Annotated in this window: 17 protein-coding genes; 11 read left to right on the forward strand and 6 right to left on the reverse strand. The window is 71.1% G+C overall.

Annotated features, from left to right (window positions below; all coding sequences use genetic code 11):
* Positions 1–77: 77 nt before the first annotated feature.
* On the forward strand, positions 78–1,340 hold the full coding sequence (locus tag QSK32_RS36765; protein WP_285474540.1) for an HIRAN domain-containing protein: 1,263 nt from the start codon (positions 78–80) through the stop codon (positions 1,338–1,340).
* A 372-nt stretch (positions 1,341–1,712) separates the two neighbouring features.
* Here the strand turns inward: QSK32_RS36765 and QSK32_RS36770 are convergent, their stop codons facing one another.
* Positions 1,713–2,303 (reverse strand): TetR/AcrR family transcriptional regulator, encoded by a 591-nt coding sequence (locus QSK32_RS36770; RefSeq protein ID WP_285474541.1) that lies wholly within the window; start codon positions 2,301–2,303, stop codon positions 1,713–1,715.
* Between the two features lie 59 nt (positions 2,304–2,362).
* Here QSK32_RS36770 and QSK32_RS36775 point away from each other — a divergent pair, with 59 nt between their 5' ends.
* Positions 2,363–3,019 carry an NAD(P)H-dependent oxidoreductase gene (locus QSK32_RS36775; RefSeq protein WP_285474542.1) on the forward strand — a complete coding sequence of 219 codons (657 nt, stop codon included), beginning with the start codon at positions 2,363–2,365 and terminating at the stop codon, positions 3,017–3,019.
* Here the strand turns inward: QSK32_RS36775 and QSK32_RS36780 are convergent.
* A complete protein-coding gene (locus tag QSK32_RS36780) occupies positions 2,995–3,384 on the reverse strand; it encodes a hypothetical protein (protein WP_045740719.1) in 390 nt (129 codons plus the stop codon). The two genes, QSK32_RS36775 and QSK32_RS36780, sit on opposite strands and share 25 nt — an antisense overlap.
* A 203-nt stretch (positions 3,385–3,587) precedes the next feature.
* Here QSK32_RS36780 and QSK32_RS36785 point away from each other — a divergent pair, with 203 nt between their 5' ends.
* The 6 genes from QSK32_RS36785 to QSK32_RS36810 all read left to right on the forward strand — a co-directional run bounded on the left by QSK32_RS36785 (position 3,588) and on the right by QSK32_RS36810 (position 8,731).
* Positions 3,588–4,571 (forward strand): Bug family tripartite tricarboxylate transporter substrate binding protein, encoded by a 984-nt coding sequence (locus QSK32_RS36785; RefSeq protein ID WP_083448822.1) that lies wholly within the window; start codon positions 3,588–3,590, stop codon positions 4,569–4,571.
* The gene (locus QSK32_RS36790) at positions 4,568–5,047 is read left to right on the forward strand and encodes a tripartite tricarboxylate transporter TctB family protein (RefSeq protein WP_285474543.1); all 480 of its coding nucleotides are present in this window, start codon (positions 4,568–4,570) and stop codon (positions 5,045–5,047) included. Before QSK32_RS36785 ends, QSK32_RS36790 begins: the two co-directional genes overlap by 4 nt.
* A 1-nt stretch (position 5,048) precedes the next feature.
* Positions 5,049–6,536, forward strand: a complete 1,488-nt coding sequence (locus tag QSK32_RS36795) for a tripartite tricarboxylate transporter permease (protein ID WP_045740718.1) — start codon at positions 5,049–5,051, stop codon at positions 6,534–6,536.
* A 21-nt stretch (positions 6,537–6,557) separates the two neighbouring features.
* A complete protein-coding gene (locus QSK32_RS36800; protein WP_045740717.1) occupies positions 6,558–7,193 on the forward strand; it encodes a hypothetical protein in 636 nt (211 codons plus the stop codon).
* Positions 7,194–7,406: 213 nt separating this feature from the next.
* Entirely contained in the window at positions 7,407–8,099 is a 693-nt protein-coding gene (locus QSK32_RS36805; RefSeq protein WP_285474544.1) for a hypothetical protein, read from the forward strand.
* Positions 8,100–8,104: 5 nt separating this feature from the next.
* Entirely contained in the window at positions 8,105–8,731 is a 627-nt protein-coding gene (locus QSK32_RS36810) for a DUF6308 family protein (RefSeq protein WP_285474545.1), read from the forward strand.
* 21 nt (positions 8,732–8,752) lie between these two features.
* On the opposite strand, the gene QSK32_RS36815 is transcribed toward QSK32_RS36810, so the two are convergent.
* Entirely contained in the window at positions 8,753–9,712 is a 960-nt protein-coding gene (locus QSK32_RS36815; protein ID WP_285474546.1) for a GntR family transcriptional regulator, read from the reverse strand.
* A 1,465-nt stretch (positions 9,713–11,177) separates the two neighbouring features.
* Here QSK32_RS36815 and QSK32_RS36820 point away from each other — a divergent pair.
* The gene (locus QSK32_RS36820) at positions 11,178–11,690 is read left to right on the forward strand and encodes a hypothetical protein (RefSeq protein WP_285474547.1); all 513 of its coding nucleotides are present in this window, start codon (positions 11,178–11,180) and stop codon (positions 11,688–11,690) included.
* Positions 11,691–11,809: 119 nt separating this feature from the next.
* On the opposite strand, the gene QSK32_RS36825 is transcribed toward QSK32_RS36820, so the two are convergent.
* From QSK32_RS36825 to QSK32_RS36835, 3 genes are all read right to left on the reverse strand, one after another.
* The gene (locus QSK32_RS36825; RefSeq protein ID WP_045740712.1) at positions 11,810–12,166 is read right to left on the reverse strand and encodes a nitroreductase/quinone reductase family protein; all 357 of its coding nucleotides are present in this window, start codon (positions 12,164–12,166) and stop codon (positions 11,810–11,812) included.
* A 255-nt stretch (positions 12,167–12,421) separates the two neighbouring features.
* Complete coding sequence (locus QSK32_RS36830) at positions 12,422–13,096, reverse strand: hypothetical protein (RefSeq protein ID WP_285474548.1); 675 nt, start codon at positions 13,094–13,096, stop codon at positions 12,422–12,424.
* Positions 13,097–13,246: 150 nt separating this feature from the next.
* Positions 13,247–13,561, reverse strand: coding sequence for an STAS domain-containing protein (locus QSK32_RS36835; protein WP_169792415.1), 315 nt, complete (start codon positions 13,559–13,561; stop codon positions 13,247–13,249).
* Positions 13,562–13,684: 123 nt separating this feature from the next.
* Here QSK32_RS36835 and QSK32_RS36840 point away from each other — a divergent pair, with 123 nt between their 5' ends.
* Complete coding sequence (locus QSK32_RS36840; RefSeq protein WP_045740709.1) at positions 13,685–14,362, forward strand: response regulator transcription factor; 678 nt, start codon at positions 13,685–13,687, stop codon at positions 14,360–14,362.
* Entirely contained in the window at positions 14,359–15,711 is a 1,353-nt protein-coding gene (locus QSK32_RS36845) for a sensor histidine kinase (RefSeq protein WP_285474549.1), read from the forward strand. The genes QSK32_RS36840 and QSK32_RS36845 overlap by 4 nt, the downstream gene beginning before the upstream one ends.
* The last annotated feature ends 17 nt before the right edge of the window (positions 15,712–15,728 follow it).

Genomic DNA, 15,728 nt, shown 5'->3' on the forward strand with positions numbered 1-15,728 from the left:
ACCGGGTGGCAACAGCGGGAGATTCGACCCACCCGACGGCACGATATTGATCTATGTTAGCCGGTACGGTGCCGTCCATGTCTCTTCCGTTCGACCTGTGGGGTCAGCGCGGCTGGGCCTCCGTCGAGGTGGTCGGCGAGCCGCATCACGGCGCGGCGGCGCTCGGCCTGTTCGGCGGTGGCCTGAAACCGGACGGGTCGGAGATCAGCACACCGGTGCGGTTGCTGCCCGATCCGGCGAGCCCGCACGACCGGAACGCGGTCGGGGTGTGGGCCGGCCCGCACCAGCTCGGGCACCTGTCCCGGCAGGACGCCGCCCGGTATGCGCCGGTGCTGACCGCGTTGACGTCCCGCGGCTGGATCCCGCAGGTCACCGCCCGGGTCTGGGCCGCCGAACCGGCCGGCCAGGACACGCCGAGCGTCGCCGTCAAGGTGGACCTGGCCGAACCGCACATGCTGGTGCCGGTCAATCAGCCGCCGGACGCGCCGCACCGTCTGCTGCCGCTGGGCGACGCCGTCCCGGTCGTCGCCGAGACGCCCTGGCCGGGTCCGGCGGCGGAGTGCTGGGTGCACGCCACCCTGCATGAGCTGCCCGACGGCGTCGAGCTCTGCATCAACGGCCTCCGGTTCGGCCGTCTCGCCCCACCGGCAAGCACCGAACTCCTGCCGACGCTGCGACACCTCGCCGAGAACGGCCTGCTCACCGCGGTCCGGGCCACGATCAAGGCCGATCAGATCCAGGTGTACGCGGCGCGCTCCCACGAACTTCCGGACAGCTGGTTCGGTGCCGCGTCAACGCCGACGGCCCCCGCCGCGCAGACGGCTCCACCAGCGCAAACGGCACCACCAGCTCAGACGGCTCCGGCGGCTCCGGCGGCTCCGGCGGCACACCTGGCCCCGCCATCGCACCTGGCCCCGCCGACGCACCCGGCCCCGCCAGCGCACCCGGCCCCGCCAGCGCACCCGGCCCCGCCGACGCACCCGGCCCCGCCGACGCACCCGGCCCCGCCGGCCCGGGCCACCGCGCCGGTGATCGCAGTGCGGGGTGCGCCGCCACCGAGCCCCCTGCGCCGCCCGCCTGCCCGGACCGAGGGCCGGGAGACCGTGCCGATGCCGCAGCCCGCGCCGGGTCCCGGCTGGCAGCGGCTCCTGGATCAGCCGGTGGTCCTCGACAGTGCCGGGCCGGAGGAGGAGATCACCGATCAGATCCCGTTCTTCGGCGCCCGCAGCCGCGCCCGCGAACTGTCCGCCGAGGTGACCCGCCTCCGCTCCGAACTCACCGCCCTGCGCGCCGAGGTGTCCCGTCTCACCGAGCGGCTGCGCCAGTCCGCCACCCGCTGAGTAGGACACGCCGATCTGGACACGTTTCGTCATCAGGGTCCGCGTGGTGACTTCAGCCGCCCATCCCGCCCGAAATCACCACACCGTCATGGGTGTGGTGATTTGGGGCGTCCAGCGCGCCCGTATTCACCACACCACCAGGGGTGTGGTGAATTGGGGCGTCCAGCGCGCCCGAAATCACCACACCACCACGGGCGTGGCGACTTCAGGCGTCCATCCCGCCCGAAATCACCACACCGTCATGGGTGTGGTGAACTGGGGCGTCCAGCGCGCCCGAAATCACCACACCACCAGGGGTGTGGTGATTTGGGGCGGCCGGGGCGGCCGTAAACACCACGCGGATGGGCTTCGCACGCTGACCACGAAACGTGTCTAATCGGGACGGGGCACGAGCGCGACGATGATCTCGCTCAGGGCGGCCCGCCCCTCGTCGGGCGCGACCGTGCCGTCCATGACGCCCCGCACGAGACCGTCGGCCGCACCCAGGATCGCGGGCATCGCCGCTCCCGGGAGCACCCCGCCCCGGGCGAACGGCTGCAACGCCGCCCGGCAGTAGTCGCTGAACCGTCGCCCCTCCTCCCGGATCCTCCGCAGTTCGGGCGAGCCGTCCAGCGCCCCGACCAGGCCCGGCACTTCGATGCCTTCGGCGACGGCGCAGCTGATGTACGCGTCCGCGACGATCCCGGCCACCGACGGCAGGTCGTCCGGCGCTGACGCGAGGGCCTGTTCGAGGGCGTCGTACTGGCGGTTCTCGAACTGCCGGTACAGCTCGGCGAGGACCGCGGTCCGGGTGCCGAAGTGCTGGTAGACGAGGGGTTTGGCGACTCCGGCCCGGTCCGCGATCCGGGCCAGGGTCAGGGCGTCGCTGCCGTCGGCGCGGATCAGCAGCCGCGCCGTCTCCAGGAGTTGGGCGTGACGGGCTTCCCGACTCATCCGCCGCCGCGGGCCTTCCGATGGCTGCACCCGATCATGCTAACTTACGAAAGGTAAGTTACGAATCGTAAGTTAACCGGGAGGCCACCATGCACACGCTCGTCGTCTTCGCCCACCCCGAGCCGGACTCGCTGACCGGCTCCACCGCACGCAGCATCGCCACCGGCGTGACCGGCACTCCGGGCCACACCAGCGAGGTCGCCGACCTGACCGCGGAGGGCTTCGACCCCACGTTCACCACGGCCGACCTGGCGGTGATCCGGGGCACCGGCAGACCCCCGGAGGACGTACGCCGCGAGCAGTCCCGCATCGAGCGCGCCGGCCGGCTCGTCCTGGTCTTCCCGGTCTACTGGTGGACGATGCCGGCCCTGCTCAAGGGCTGGGTCGACCGGGTGTTCACCGACGGCTGGGCCTACGGCGACGGCGGCGACGCCCTGGTGAACCGCGAGGTGCACCTGGTCGCCCTGGCCGGGGCGTCGGCCGGCGTCTACGACCGGCACGGCTACACCGAGTCGATGCGGGTCGCGATCGACCACGGCGTCTTCGAGTACTGCAACAGCCGGGTCACCTCGTCCCACGTCCTCCACGACGTCGATCAGGTCGGCACCGCCACGCTCACCGCGAAGATCGACGCACTGGCCAGAGTGCTCAACTCGTACCCCGGAAAGCGGCCCGGCCACCCGGGAAGGGTGACCGGGCCGGCAGTGACGGAGAGCCACGATCAGGTCAGCAGTGTCACCGAGTAGTTGAGGGTGGTGCCACTGGCCGTGTAGGTGGCCGTCTGACCGTTGGCGCAGTAGGAGACGAACACGTTGCCGGGCACGTCGTTGCCGGCCTGCGCGTGCACGAGCGGGCGCACGTCGACGCCCTCGGCGAATCCGGTGGAGACGAGGTCCACGATCCGCCACTGGTTGATCGGGTAGTCGTCGGTCGCGGCGGACAGCTGCCCGTCGCGGGTGGTGATCTGGAAGTTCATCACGAAGCCGCCGTTGTTGACCACGGCGACCTTCTGCACACAGGGGACAGCCTGCGCGGATGCCGGCGATGCGGCGAGCCCCACCAGGCCGGAGGTGGCCACGAGGGCGGCGGCGAGCACGGTCCGGGTCTTCATCCGGATCCTCCTTCTCGAGTCTCGGGAACGGTCGACGCCCCAGTATCCGGAGCGACCCGAACCAAACACCCTCATCTATATTTTCTGGTTTTTATATAAGTCGTCACCCGTTAGGGGTACGAAGATCCGTATAGCCAACGACGTCGATACGAGGCAGACTGATCCTCCCGTCACCGGAAGATCACGGAACGTGGTGAATCACCATGCGTGTGCGCGACACCGTCCCCTTCGTCGCCGCCGTCGTCGCGACCGTGCTGCTGGTCGTGACCGGCGGCGGCGACCCGGCCGCTGACGACGACTTCCTCGGCGGGCGGCAACTACGCCTGATGGCCCCGGCCTCCCCCGGCGGCGGCTGGGACCAGACCGCCCGCGAGATGCAGTCCGCCCTGCGCGACATCGCCGGCCGCACCGAGGTGCACAACGTGGCGGGCGCCGGCGGCACGATCGGGCTCAGCCAGTTCGCCCGGTACCGCGGCGACCCCACCCAGCTGATGGTCACCGGACTGGTGATGGTCGGGGCGATCGAGAGCAACGACTCCCCGGTCACCCTGGCCGCCACCACTCCCCTGGCCCGGCTGACCACCGACTACGAGATCCTCACCGTCCCGGCCGCCTCGCCGATCCAGAACCTGCCGGACCTGGCCGCGCAGATGCGCGCCGACCTACGAGCCGTCTCCTTCGCCGGCGGTTCGGCCGGCGGTGCCGAACACATCCTGGCCGGACTGATCGCCGAGGCGGTCGGCGCCGACCCGGCCCGGGTCAACTACGTGGCGCACTCCGGCGGCGGCGAGGCCCTGGCCACCCTGCTGTCCGGCCGGGCCACCGCGGGCGTCTCCGGCGTGTCCGAGATGGAGGCGCAGATCGAGGCCGGCACGATCCGCGCGATCGGCGTCTCCAGCCCGCAGCGCCTGCCCGGCATCCCCGACGTCCCCACCTTCAAGGAGCAGGGCGTCGACGTCGAACTGGCCAACTGGCGCGGCATCGTCGCGCCGGCCGGCATCAGCGCGGCCGACGAGACCGCCCTCGAGGAGCTGATCGTGAAGATGACCGGAACTGATACCTGGCGGGAGACGCTGACCCGCCGCGGCTGGGGCGACGCGACACTGACCGGCCCGGCGTTCGACACGTTCGTCCGCTCCGAACAGCAGACCGTCACCGACGTACTCGTCAAGATGGGCCTAGCATGACCGCGCCGGACGTCACCGACGCGGACACCGGGGAGCGCGAGAGCCGTGCCTCGGCGGCGCTCGGTGCGCTCATGCTGCTCGCCGCGATCCTGGTGCTGGTCGACGCGGCCGGACTGCGCGGCGGCGACTCCACCCTCGGGCCCGCCGCCGCACCGACACTGATCGGCGTCCTGCTCGGGGTCCTCGGCGCGACACTGCTCGTCCGGTCGCGGCGCTCACTGCGTACCCCGAAGAATCCCCGACGCCTCTGGCGCCTCGCCGCGCTGGTGGTCCTGCTGATCGCGTTTGCCCTGGTCCTGCCCTTTCTGGGGTACGTGGTGAGCGCCGCGATCCTGTTCACCGGCGCCGCGCTGCTGCTCGGTGCGCCGCAGCCCGCCCGCATCGTGGCCTACGGGTGGACCCTCGCCGCGATCGTGTTCCTGGTGTTCGACCGTCTGATCGGGCTCACCCTGCCCGCCGGGCCCTGGGGGTTCTGACATGCAGGATCTGCTCACCGGATTCGCCGACGCGCTGACGCCCGCCAACCTGTTCTGGGCGTTCATCGGCGTCACCATCGGCACCGCGGTCGGCGTGCTGCCCGGCATCGGCCCGGCCCTGACCGTGGCCCTGCTGCTGCCGGTGACGTTCCGCCTGGACCCGGCCGCCGCCCTGATCATGTTCGCCGGCATCTACTACGGCGGCATGTACGGCGGCTCCACCACCTCGATCCTGCTGAACACCCCCGGCGAGAGCGCCTCGGTGGCCACCGCCCTGGAGGGCAACAGGATGGCCCGCTCCGGACGGGCCGCGGCCGCCCTGGCCACCGCCGCGATCGGCAGCTTCGTGGCCGGCACCATCGGCACCGTCCTGCTGTCGGTGGCCGCCCCGTTCGTCGCGGACATCGCCACCGGTTTCGGCCCGCCCGAATACGTCGCCCTGATGGCGGTGGCGTTCGTGACGGTCAGCGCCCTGCTCGGCCCGAGCCTGCTCAAAGGCGCGTCGAGCCTGGTGATCGGCGCGGCGGTCGGCCTGGTCGGCATCGACACCCTGACCGGCCAGCCCCGGCTCGACTTCGGAGTACCGTCGCTGCTCGACGGCATCGACGTGGTGATCGTGGTGGTGGCGCTGTTCGCCCTCGGCGAGACGTTCGGTCACCTGGTCGAAGGCACCGGCGGCAGCCGCGTCGAACCGCTGCGGGGCGCGCCGATGCTGTCCCGCGAGGACTTCCGGCGCTCCTGGCCGGCATGGCTGCGCGGCACCGCCCTGGGATTCCCGATCGGCAGCCTGCCGGCGGGCGGCGCGGACGTGCCGACGTTCCTCAGCTACAGCCTGGAGAAACGCCTGTCGAAGCACCGCCACGAGTTCGGTCACGGCGCGATCGAGGGCGTCGCCGGCCCGGAGGCGGCCAACAACGCCGCCGCGGCGGGCGTGCTGGTGCCGCTGCTGACGATCGGCCTGCCCACGTCGGCGACCGCCGCGGTGATCCTGACGGCGTTCCAGTCGTACGGTCTGCAGCCCGGCCCGCAACTGTTCACCGAGTCGGGGGACCTGGTGTGGGCGCTGATCGCCAGCCTCTACATCGGTAACGTGCTGCTGCTGGTGCTGAACCTGCCGCTGGTCAAGGTGTGGGCCCGGCTGCTGGCCATCCCGGCCTACTACATCTACGCCGGCGTCCTGGTGTTCGCGTGCCTGGGCGCGTTCGCGGCCGGCGGCACGGTCGCCGACGTGCTGATCCTGACCGTGCTGGGCCTGGTCGGCCTGCTGATGCGCGAGGCGGGCGTGCCGGTGGCCCCGGCGATCGTCGGCCTGATCCTGGCCCCGCTGGCCGAGCAGCAGTTGCGGCGGGCGCTGGCCCTCTCCGACGGCGACGCGACGATCCTGGTCTCCGGCCCGCTGACGGTGTCCCTGTGGGTGATCGCGATCCTGGCCCTGCTCGCCCCGGCCGCCGTCAAGTTCTGGCGGTCCCGCCGCCCGGCCCCTTCATGATCATCTATAACATCCTGCGCCGTGACACACAGTGGAGCATGGCGTGACGCGGACCTGAGCACGCCGAACCGGACAGCGGAACTCGAGGTGGCGAACCGGCGCCGCCTGCGCATCTTCGGCGGGGTCGCAGCGGTGATCCTGGTCGGCGGCGGCCTCGGCGTCTACCGGTGGGTAGACCCGTTCGCCTCCGACTGGGCGCCCGCCTGCACCGACCTGGCGCCCCGGCTGACAGAGTTGACCGGCACCGCCTGGACCCAGACGAAACCCGCCGGGAAACGCGAGGACGTCGGCACCGCCCTCTGCGAGATGGCGTTCGTGACGCCGGAGGGGCAGCTCAGCGGCACCGCGCTGCTGTACGCGCACAGCGAGGCGACCGACCGGGAGACCGGCCGGGTGGAACTCGATTCGTGCCTGCTGCTGGACGCGGAACCGGTGAACCGGCCGGAGGGGTACGACGGGTACCAGGTGTGCTCACTGTCGACCACCGGCCACGGGGCGACGTTCGCGATCACCGGGGTCAAGGACGAGCGTTTCGTCCGGCTGCGGATGGTCGTCTACTCCCCGACGGCGGAGACCGACGAGGTGGCGTTCACCCAGGGCGGCGAGCTGGCCCGGGTCGCGGTGGCCGAGTCGCTGGCGATGCCCGAGCCGGACTGACATCCGGCCGGTTCAGACTCCTGGCGGCTGCGGCGTCGTACCCGCGGCGGCCGAGCAGCTCAGCGGGACGCCCTGACGCCAGGTCCACATCCCCCTCGGCGCCGTCCGGCTCATTCGGCAGACGGCTCGTCCGGCAGACGGCTCGTCCGGCGGCCGGCGGCCGGCTCGCTCGGCGGGTTGCGCACGGTGGATTCCGGTGGCGAGGATCGGAGGATGCCCGTTCCGTTCCACGACATCGATCATCGAGAAGCCGAGCGTGTCCTCCTCGCCGACGGCTGGACACCGTGCGGCGCCGGGGACTGGGCCATCGCGCTGCGCTCGCCGGACGGCACGACGGCCGCCCGGATCAGCCCGTTCGACCCGGTCGGGCCGTACACCACCGCCCTGTACCGGCAGGCGGCCCACACCCGGCAGGTGCCTGTGCTGTACGCCCACGAACGGCTGGTGGGCGGCGGCGACCTGCAACTGATGGAGTGGCTGCAGCCGGTCACCGAGGAGGAGGCGGTCGCGTTCCACCGGGCGATCGCCGCGCGGGCCCCGGAGGTGGCCGACCTGGTCGACGTCATCGGCCGGGTCCACGACCGGGCCCGGCAGGAGCTGCCGTGGTGCGGGCCGCTGGACCACAACCCGTCGAACGTCATGCGGGCCACGGACGGCCGGCTGGTCGTGACGGATCTGTTCTACGCGGACGGGCCGGCCCTCTACGCGACTGCGACTGCCGATCCCGGGCTGGTGGCCTCCCGGATTCCCGAGTCCGAGCGCCGGTTCATGACCGAGATCCCGCTGACCTCGTCCGGTCCCTGGGATCCGGAGGCACAACGGGCGATGCGCGCCGGACTGGCCGCGGCCGACGCCCGCGCCGATCTCGACTCCGCCCCCGGACGTGATCTCGTCTCCGGACAATAGGTCGCATGCCGTTTCAGCTTCCCGACGCTCTCACCACGCCGGACGACGAACCCGCTCTCGCCCTGTTGCGTCGTTACTACGGTGACGACGCGGCGACGGGCGCCGCCTTCGACGGGTGGGACAGCACCGGCACCCGAGCCGCGGACGCCGACCGGTTCACCGCTGACGATCTGGTGGCGGTCACGTTCCTGTCGGTACGCGTACCGCCGGGCGCCGCAGCGGCCATCCTGCGCGACCGGGCGGCCGAGTACAGCGACCTCCTAGTGGCGCTCGGCCCGGACCGGGATCTCGTGGACGAGGAGGACCCCCTCACCGACGACGACTGGCCGGGCTGGCGGTTGCAGGCGGCGTTACGCGGCATTCCGGGCATCGACACGACCATCGCCACGAAGCTGATCGCCCGTAAACGTCCCCGCCTGCGCCCGATCTGGGACCGGGTGGTCGCGGCGGTGACCGACACCCGCAAAAGCCAGTGGGAACCGGTGCGCCTGGCCCTGCGCGACCAGCATCGCGCCTTGCAGAACCGGCTGGTCCACCTGCACGGAGCGGCCGGTCTGCCGGCGGAGGTGACACCGCTGCGCGTGCTGGACGTGATCGCATGGCGGGCGGGCAAGGACAGCGGCCTCTGCTGACAGCCGAGGGATTCCCGGTCTTCATCGGGCGATGGTGTCCCAGAGGCTGTCGAACCACGTCTGGGACTGCTCGACGAACTGGTTGCCGGCATCCGCCGAACAGTGGAGCAGGGCCGCATCCCGATCCACGGCTTCGAGGACGGGTACGACCTGCCCGCCCACCATGACGGCCCCGCGCACCACCGGGCACAGGCCGAAGAAGACCTCCCGCCGGTTGACGATGTAGAGCGTGGACAGCACCGTGGCACCGTGGCTGCGGATCTCGGCGGTGGCGTCCCGGACCAGTCCGCGGGCCGCCAACTCGGTGACCGCCGCAACGATCGCATCGGTGTGCGGGTGAGACAGTCCGGCGGCGTGCTCCGGAACAGCGACGTCGTCCCGGGACGGCCCATTACTCCAGGAGCCGTCCCGGGGCGGCCCGTCACCCCTGGAGCCGTCCCGGGGCGGCCCGTCACCCCTGAAGCCGTCCCGGGGCCGGTCTCCATCGGGCAGGCTGTAACCGAGTCGGTCGGCGCGGGCGGGTACCACCGTCGACCGGGTCACATCGGGCACCAGAATCCGAATGGTGATCGACTTCGGAATGAGGCGGCCTGCTCGTACGCCGGCCAAAGGCTCCTCGACGACGTCGCGCAAGGTCTCGCCCGAGACCCCGGAGAAGTCGATGCTGACGTGGGACTGCGCGAACGCGGCGGCGACGTGCGCGCGCAGCCCCGCAGCCGGATCGGTCCGCGCCCGCACGAAGACGCCACTCCCCTGCCGGCTCACGATCAGCTGCTCGTCCCGCAGGATCCGCAGCGCGGACTTGACCGTCTCCCGGGCCACGCCGTACCGCTCAGCCAACTCCAACTGTGGTGGCAGCCGGTCCCCCGGGCCGAAGCGTCCGGCGCGGATAGCCGTCCGCAGCACGCCGGCAATCCGCTTCGACGCCGGCCGCGAGTCGTCCGGATCGAGGCCGTCAAGGTCGCGAGCACCCACCGTCATCCGGGAAGCCTAGAACCGGCAAGCCCACCGACGGAACGGCATTCCGCACGCCTTGCCCAGCGCGTGAACTAGCTACTAGGCTCTTTTTTGACTAGCCAATGCGACCCGATCGCTCGCTTGACGTTGCTCGTCGCCCCTGCGGCGATCTTGTCAGGCGCGTATGTGGCGCCGGGCCCGACGGATTCACCCGCGTGAACACTCCGCGACCCGCCGGCCCGGCGCCGCCTCCAACTCCGCAGCGCCGCTCCGCGAGATCGCGCCCGCCCGCTTCGCCAAGCCCTCACCGGCAGCCGCCCCTGACCGCCACGCACACCTCCGTCACCTGCGTCATCGCCACACGAACGGTCGTCACACATGGGCCATCGACACGCGCGCCCGTATCTGTGTACGGGCACGGGCACGGGCACGGGCACGAGCACGAGCACGAGCACGAGCACGGGCACGCGATGCCACTCAGTTTGAGTTGATCATGAGAGTGGCCATCGCTTTGCTCTGCGGCTGCCACCACCTCTGCCGAGCGCCGTCTCCGGTCGCTTCGCGCGTCGGCGCCGCTGAGCCACTCGCGGCCTCCCGGGGCCGTCGCCGAGATCGGAACGGGTTCGGGGGCATTCCGGCCGCCCCGGCCGTCGGCCACGGTCCGCCCATCACCCGAAAGCAGCCGTGGGCGACGGCCGGGTGGTCCCGAGCCGTCGCCCACGGCCGATTCCCACCCTCCCGAACAACCGTGGTCGACGGCTCGACAGACCCGGCCGTCAGCTGCGGTCCGCCCGAGAGCCGAAAACGACCGTGGGCGACGGCTGGCGGTCGCGCCATGCCACTCAACTTAAGTTGATCATGGACATGACCCCGCACTGCGACAAACGGCTGAGCCGCGCTGATGCGACAGCCACCGTCAACGGCCGACGAGTCGACGCAACGAAGAGGATCGCATGGTTACTGGTCACGGCATTGATCAACTTAGGTAAGCGGCATCGCACGGACTCGGCGCACGGACTCGGCGCACGGACTCGGTGAGCGGACTCGGTGAGCGGACTCGGTGAGCGGACTCGGTGAGCGGACTCGGTGAGCGCACCCGAAACGATGATCGGGTGCGCTCACCATCCGGTTCGGGGCGCCCGACGCACCCAAAGCCATGATCGGGTGCTGACAACGCCCATGATCAGGCGATACAGCGACAACCGGTCTTCACCGACACGACGGCCGAGGCCCGGGACATCGAGAGCCGAAGCCCCGGACAGCGAAAGCCGAGGCCCGGGACAGCGAGAGCCGAGGCCCCGGGACAGCGAGAGCCGAAGCCCCGGACAACGCGAGCCGAGGCCCCGGACAGCGAGAGCCGGCTGCACCTACGGGACCACCACCGACCGATCGCACCACGATGTGCAGCACCACACCGTCACCGGCACGGCCGCCCATGATCCGGTCGCGGTGAACCGGAATCCCGGCCGGACAGCCGAGCGTCGTGGAAGTGATCCGTGTCTATCGTGCCTTCATGCGTCGAGCATCGATCGTCAAGCCCGTGATCGTCCTGATGTCCTGTACCGGCCTCCTGACGTCGGTCACCGGTTGCAGCGCGGCCGGACCGGATCCCGCAGCGGCGCCACCGGCGACCTCGCCCGCGGCGAATTCGGCCCCGACTGCGCCAGGAGACGGTGCCGTTCCGGCGGTGTCTGCGAACGGCGCGGCTCCGGGATCACCCGCCTCTAATGATTTTCGGGCGGCGTGCAGGATCGCGGCCGCCATGCCCCGGACCGGCGAGGCGATCGAGATCGACGAGCACGCGATCAAAACCCTCATCGGGTACGCGCAGACGACCGGCGTCGCATCGATTGAACAACGCGGCGCGGAGTTGGAGGCCAGGTATTCCGCTTGGCTGGCGTCCGACATCGGCGACGACTCGGCGACGGCGCTCGACGACATGCTGGACACGGTCGGACAGATCAACGACGCCTGCGTACAAGCCGCCATCACTGTGCCCTGAACCTGCACCTCCGAACGCAACGCAACCTCGGCACCCGATCATGCGTTGGGGTGCACCCGCCCACCCATGAGAGACGGCCGGCGCACCCGAAACCTTGATCGGGTGCGGGTGCCTTCTGGTCAGGGCAGTTGGATCTCGACCAAGGGGCTCCCGGCCAGCCAGCTCTCCAGGCTGTCGGCCCAGGACAGAGTGGGTACCAGCTCGCTGAAAACCTGGAGCCGCTCGTCGGGATCGGTTACCGGGCGGGCCCGTACAGCCAGATCCAAGTCGGTCAAATGCAGGGTGAACTCGGGGTTGGCCACCAGGTTGGCGTACCAGTCACGGGCGCCCGGGCTGCCCGTCAACCAGTAGCGGCCCGCGGCTGTGTAACGCCACGTCTCGATGCGCCGGGGCCGGCCACTTCGCCGGCCGATCGTGGTGATGTCCACGGTCTGCTGCTGGTCGAGCGCCTGCCGCGCCCTGTCCGTCACCGCCATCCGACCATGCTCCGACTTCAAGTCGACTTCAGGTCAAGGCCTTCGACCACAAGCGGATCTCGGTACGAAGCCGCCGACCGCGGCCGGATCTCAGTGCAAAGCCGCCGACCGCGGCCGGATCTCAGTGCAAGGCCGCCGACCGGGGGCGGATCTCAGTGCAAGGCTTTCGACCACGAGCGGATCTCGGTACGAGGGCTCCGCCCTCGGATGGAACTCAGGTCGAGGCCGACGTGGGCCACGGGTCGAGGCGAAGCGTCAGGAGTCCTCCGGCTCGGACGGATCGTCGGTCGGGTCGCCGGTCGGCTCGGGCGAGGCGTCCGGGTCGGAAGCGCTCGGATAGGGCTCACCGGACGCGATCGGCATCGGCACGGTACTGGTGGCGGACGACGTGGGCTTCGGCGTCTTGGTCTTGCCCGGTCGAGGTGAGGACGAAGACGAGGACGAAGGTGACGAGGACGGCGCGGGCGAGACCGTCGACGTCGGGGACGGCTTCGCCTTGCCGGATGCCTGGATCTTCGCGGCGGTGTAGACCGTGCCCACACGCGTACCCGTGATGGTGATCTTGTAGCCGGTGGCGAGCGTCCCCACCGCGCCCTTCTTCCCGTTCACCACGGTCTTGGCGGTCTTCGGGACGGTGACCGTCACCGTTTTGCCTTTGACGTCCTTGGTGCCGCTCTTCACCGCGACCGTGACCGTCCCCGCGTCGGCGTCCACGGCGGTGACCGTGCCGGTGGCGGAGAAGGTGGCCTTCGCCTTCTTCGTGGGACTGCTGCTGGGCTTCATCGCCCCGGCAAGCACCGGCGACGCGGCAGTCCCGGCAAGCACCGGCGACGTGGCGGTCCCGGCATAGGCGACCGCTCCACCGGCGGCGACTGGAAAGGCGACCGCGGCCGCCAGGGACAGGGCGACGGCTGTACGGCGTACCCGCATAGGAAGGCTCCTCGTCTCGGAAGCCCTGATCCTGTGCCGCCCCGGGTGCGATCCCACCGCCTGCCGGTTGCGTTTGGGTTGCCCCGGCGAAGAAACCGGTTCCCGCATCCCCTGCCACACCACCGCGATCACCTCGGCGAGGTGGACCGGTCAGGCGGGCGCTTCGAGGGTCTCCTCGAAGGTGAGGATGCCGGCCACCCGGGCCAGGCCGAAGAGCTGGCGGACCCGCTGGTTGGGGCCGCGGATCACCAGCCGGGTGCCGCGGCTGGTGAGGAGGCGGTGGACCGCCACGATCAGGGCGATGCCGTCGGCGTCGATGCTGGCCATGTCCTCGAGGTCGAGGACCAGGCGCCGGGGACGGGCGTCGACCGCGCCGTCCAGGATGCCGCGCCAGCGCCCGACCGCCTCGACGGTGAGGGGTTCGGTGATCACCACGATCACCTCGGGGAGCGTCGTCTCTGTCACGAGGATCAGCCTCGTCCCCGGGTACGGCGCTTCGTCCGCGACGATGTGACGGTTGCATGACACTTGGCGGGTACGCCCGCCTGAGGTGGCGGTCGCCGGGTCCGCCCAGGGAGGATGCCCAACGTGCCCGCTGTGCTCGTGATCGAAGACGACGACCGGATCCGGACCTCTCTCCTGCTCGCGCTGGAGGACGAGGGTTACACCGCCATCGGCGCGGCGAACGCCGAGGAGGGCCTGAGCGAGCAGCAGCGGCGTCCCGCCGACACGGTGCTCGTCGACCTGATGTTGCCGGGCATCGACGGTTTCGAGTGCATCCGGCAGTTGCGGCGTACGCAGGACGTGCCGATCGTGGTGATCAGTGCCCGGGACGACACCCACGACATCGTGGCCGCGCTGGAGGCCGGGGCGGACGACTACCTGGTCAAGCCGGTGGCGGTGAAGGAGTTGACGGCCCGGCTGCGGGCGTTGCGGCGGCGCGGGCGGATGCTCGCCAACGACGGGGTCCGCACGTTGCGCTTCGGTGACCTGGAGATCCGTCCGGAGGCGGGTGAGGTGCGCCTGGGCGGCCAGGAGGTGGCGGTGACCCGCACCGAGTTCCAGTTGCTCTGCGAGCTGGCCGAGCACCCGGGTCAGGTGTTGTCGCGCCCGCAGTTGTTGCAGCGTGTCTGGCAGTACGACGTCGGCGACGAGCGCCTGGTCGACGTGCACGTGGGCCGGCTCCGCCACAAGATCGAGTTCGAGCCGGGGGCGCCGCGGCACCTGGTGACCGTGCGCGGCCTCGGATACAAGCTGCAGCCGTGAGGGCTCCCGGCCTGCGCGCGCGGGTCACCACCGGTTTCGCCGCCGGGGCGTTGTGCCTGTCCGCGGTGATGGCCGTGGTGTCGTACCAGATCACCCGCCAGTCGCTGCTCGCCGAGCGGGAGGAGACCGCGGTGCGGGCGGCCTATTACGACGCGGCGATCGTCCGGGCCGGGATGTCCGCCCGCGATCCGGACATCGCCGACATTCTGAGCACCATCGACACCGGTGAGAGCCGCCGGGCGGTGATGCAACATCAGCAGATCTGGTATGCCCGGAACGCCGACAGCACCGGCATCAGCGCGGCCGTTCCGGAGACCCTGCAGCGGCGGGCCGGTGAGGGGCACAGCGCGACCCAGCGGATCCGGGTCGACGGCACCCCGACCATGGTGATCGCGATCCCGTTGTCGGCGGAGACGGTCTACTACGAGGTCGACTCGTTGGCGGAGCTGGACCGGACCCTCCGGCTGGTGGCGCTGGTGCTGGCCGTCGTCGCGCTCGGCACCGCCCTGGTCGGTGCGGCCCTGGGCCGGTACGCCGGGCGGTACGTGCTGCGCCCGCTGGACCGGGTCGAGCGGGCCGCCCGGGACATCTCGGCCGGCCGGACCGGTTCCCGGCTGGATCCGGCGGCCGAACCGGACCTGGCGGATCTGGCGAGTTCGTTCAACCACATGGTCGACGAGTTGTCGGCGCGGGTGGAGAAGGACCGCCGGTTCGCTGCGGACGTCAGTCACGAGCTGCGGTCGCCGTTGCAGACGCTGGCCGCCGCGGCGAGTGTGCTGGACCGCCGCCGGGACAAGCTGGACGAGCGGTCGGCGATGGCCGCGCAGCTGGTCACCGACGAGGTGGAGCGTTTCCAGCGGCTGGTCGAGGATCTGCTCGTGCTGTCGCGGGCGCAGCGGGCCGCCGAGCGCCGGCTCGCCGACGTCCGGGAGCTGACGGTGAAGGTGTGCCGGCGTTGCCGGGTCGACGAGGACCGGGTGGAGATGCAGGGTGAGCCGGCCTGGTCGGTGGACGCCCGGCGGGTCGAGCAGATCCTGACGAACCTGATCGAGAACGCGCAGGCGTACGGCGGAGGGGTGACGGCGGTGCGTCTGGTGCTTGTCGACGGGCGGGGCCGGATCGAGGTGGACGACGACGGGCCCGGGGTGGCCGCGGACGACAAACCGGCGATCTTCGACCGGTTCGTCCGGGGCCGGGCCGCGCATGCCCGCGCCGACGGTCGCGGCACCGGTCTGGGCCTGGCGATAGTGGCGCAGCACGCGGCCGCGCACGGCGGCTCGGCGACGGTCCTGGACCGTCCGGGCGGCGGCGCGCGCTTCCGCGTGGAGCTGGGTGGTTGCCGACCATGAGACGAATACCGACCGTG

Origin of the sequence: Actinoplanes sp. NBRC 101535 (assembly GCF_030269225.1) — a bacterium.
Classification (GTDB): Bacteria; Actinomycetota; Actinomycetes; order Mycobacteriales; family Micromonosporaceae; genus Actinoplanes; species Actinoplanes rectilineatus.

Excerpts from the sequence above, each read along its gene's own strand:
- QSK32_RS36765 (WP_285474540.1), top strand. The coding sequence starts at position 78 with ATGTCTCTTCCGTTCGACCTGTGGGGTCAGCGCGGCTGGGCCTCCGTC.
- QSK32_RS36775 (WP_285474542.1), top strand. The coding sequence starts at position 2,363 with ATGCACACGCTCGTCGTCTTCGCCCACCCCGAGCCGGACTCGCTGACC.
- QSK32_RS36780 (WP_045740719.1), bottom strand. The coding sequence starts at position 3,384 with ATGAAGACCCGGACCGTGCTCGCCGCCGCCCTCGTGGCCACCTCCGGC.
- QSK32_RS36785 (WP_083448822.1), top strand. The coding sequence starts at position 3,588 with ATGCGTGTGCGCGACACCGTCCCCTTCGTCGCCGCCGTCGTCGCGACC.
- QSK32_RS36790 (WP_285474543.1), top strand. The coding sequence starts at position 4,568 with ATGACCGCGCCGGACGTCACCGACGCGGACACCGGGGAGCGCGAGAGC.
- QSK32_RS36795 (WP_045740718.1), top strand. The coding sequence starts at position 5,049 with ATGCAGGATCTGCTCACCGGATTCGCCGACGCGCTGACGCCCGCCAAC.
- QSK32_RS36805 (WP_285474544.1), top strand. The coding sequence starts at position 7,407 with ATGCCCGTTCCGTTCCACGACATCGATCATCGAGAAGCCGAGCGTGTC.
- QSK32_RS36810 (WP_285474545.1), top strand. The coding sequence starts at position 8,105 with ATGCCGTTTCAGCTTCCCGACGCTCTCACCACGCCGGACGACGAACCC.
- QSK32_RS36815 (WP_285474546.1), bottom strand. The coding sequence starts at position 9,712 with ATGACGGTGGGTGCTCGCGACCTTGACGGCCTCGATCCGGACGACTCG.
- QSK32_RS36825 (WP_045740712.1), bottom strand. The coding sequence starts at position 12,166 with ATGGCGGTGACGGACAGGGCGCGGCAGGCGCTCGACCAGCAGCAGACC.
- QSK32_RS36830 (WP_285474548.1), bottom strand. The coding sequence starts at position 13,096 with ATGCGGGTACGCCGTACAGCCGTCGCCCTGTCCCTGGCGGCCGCGGTC.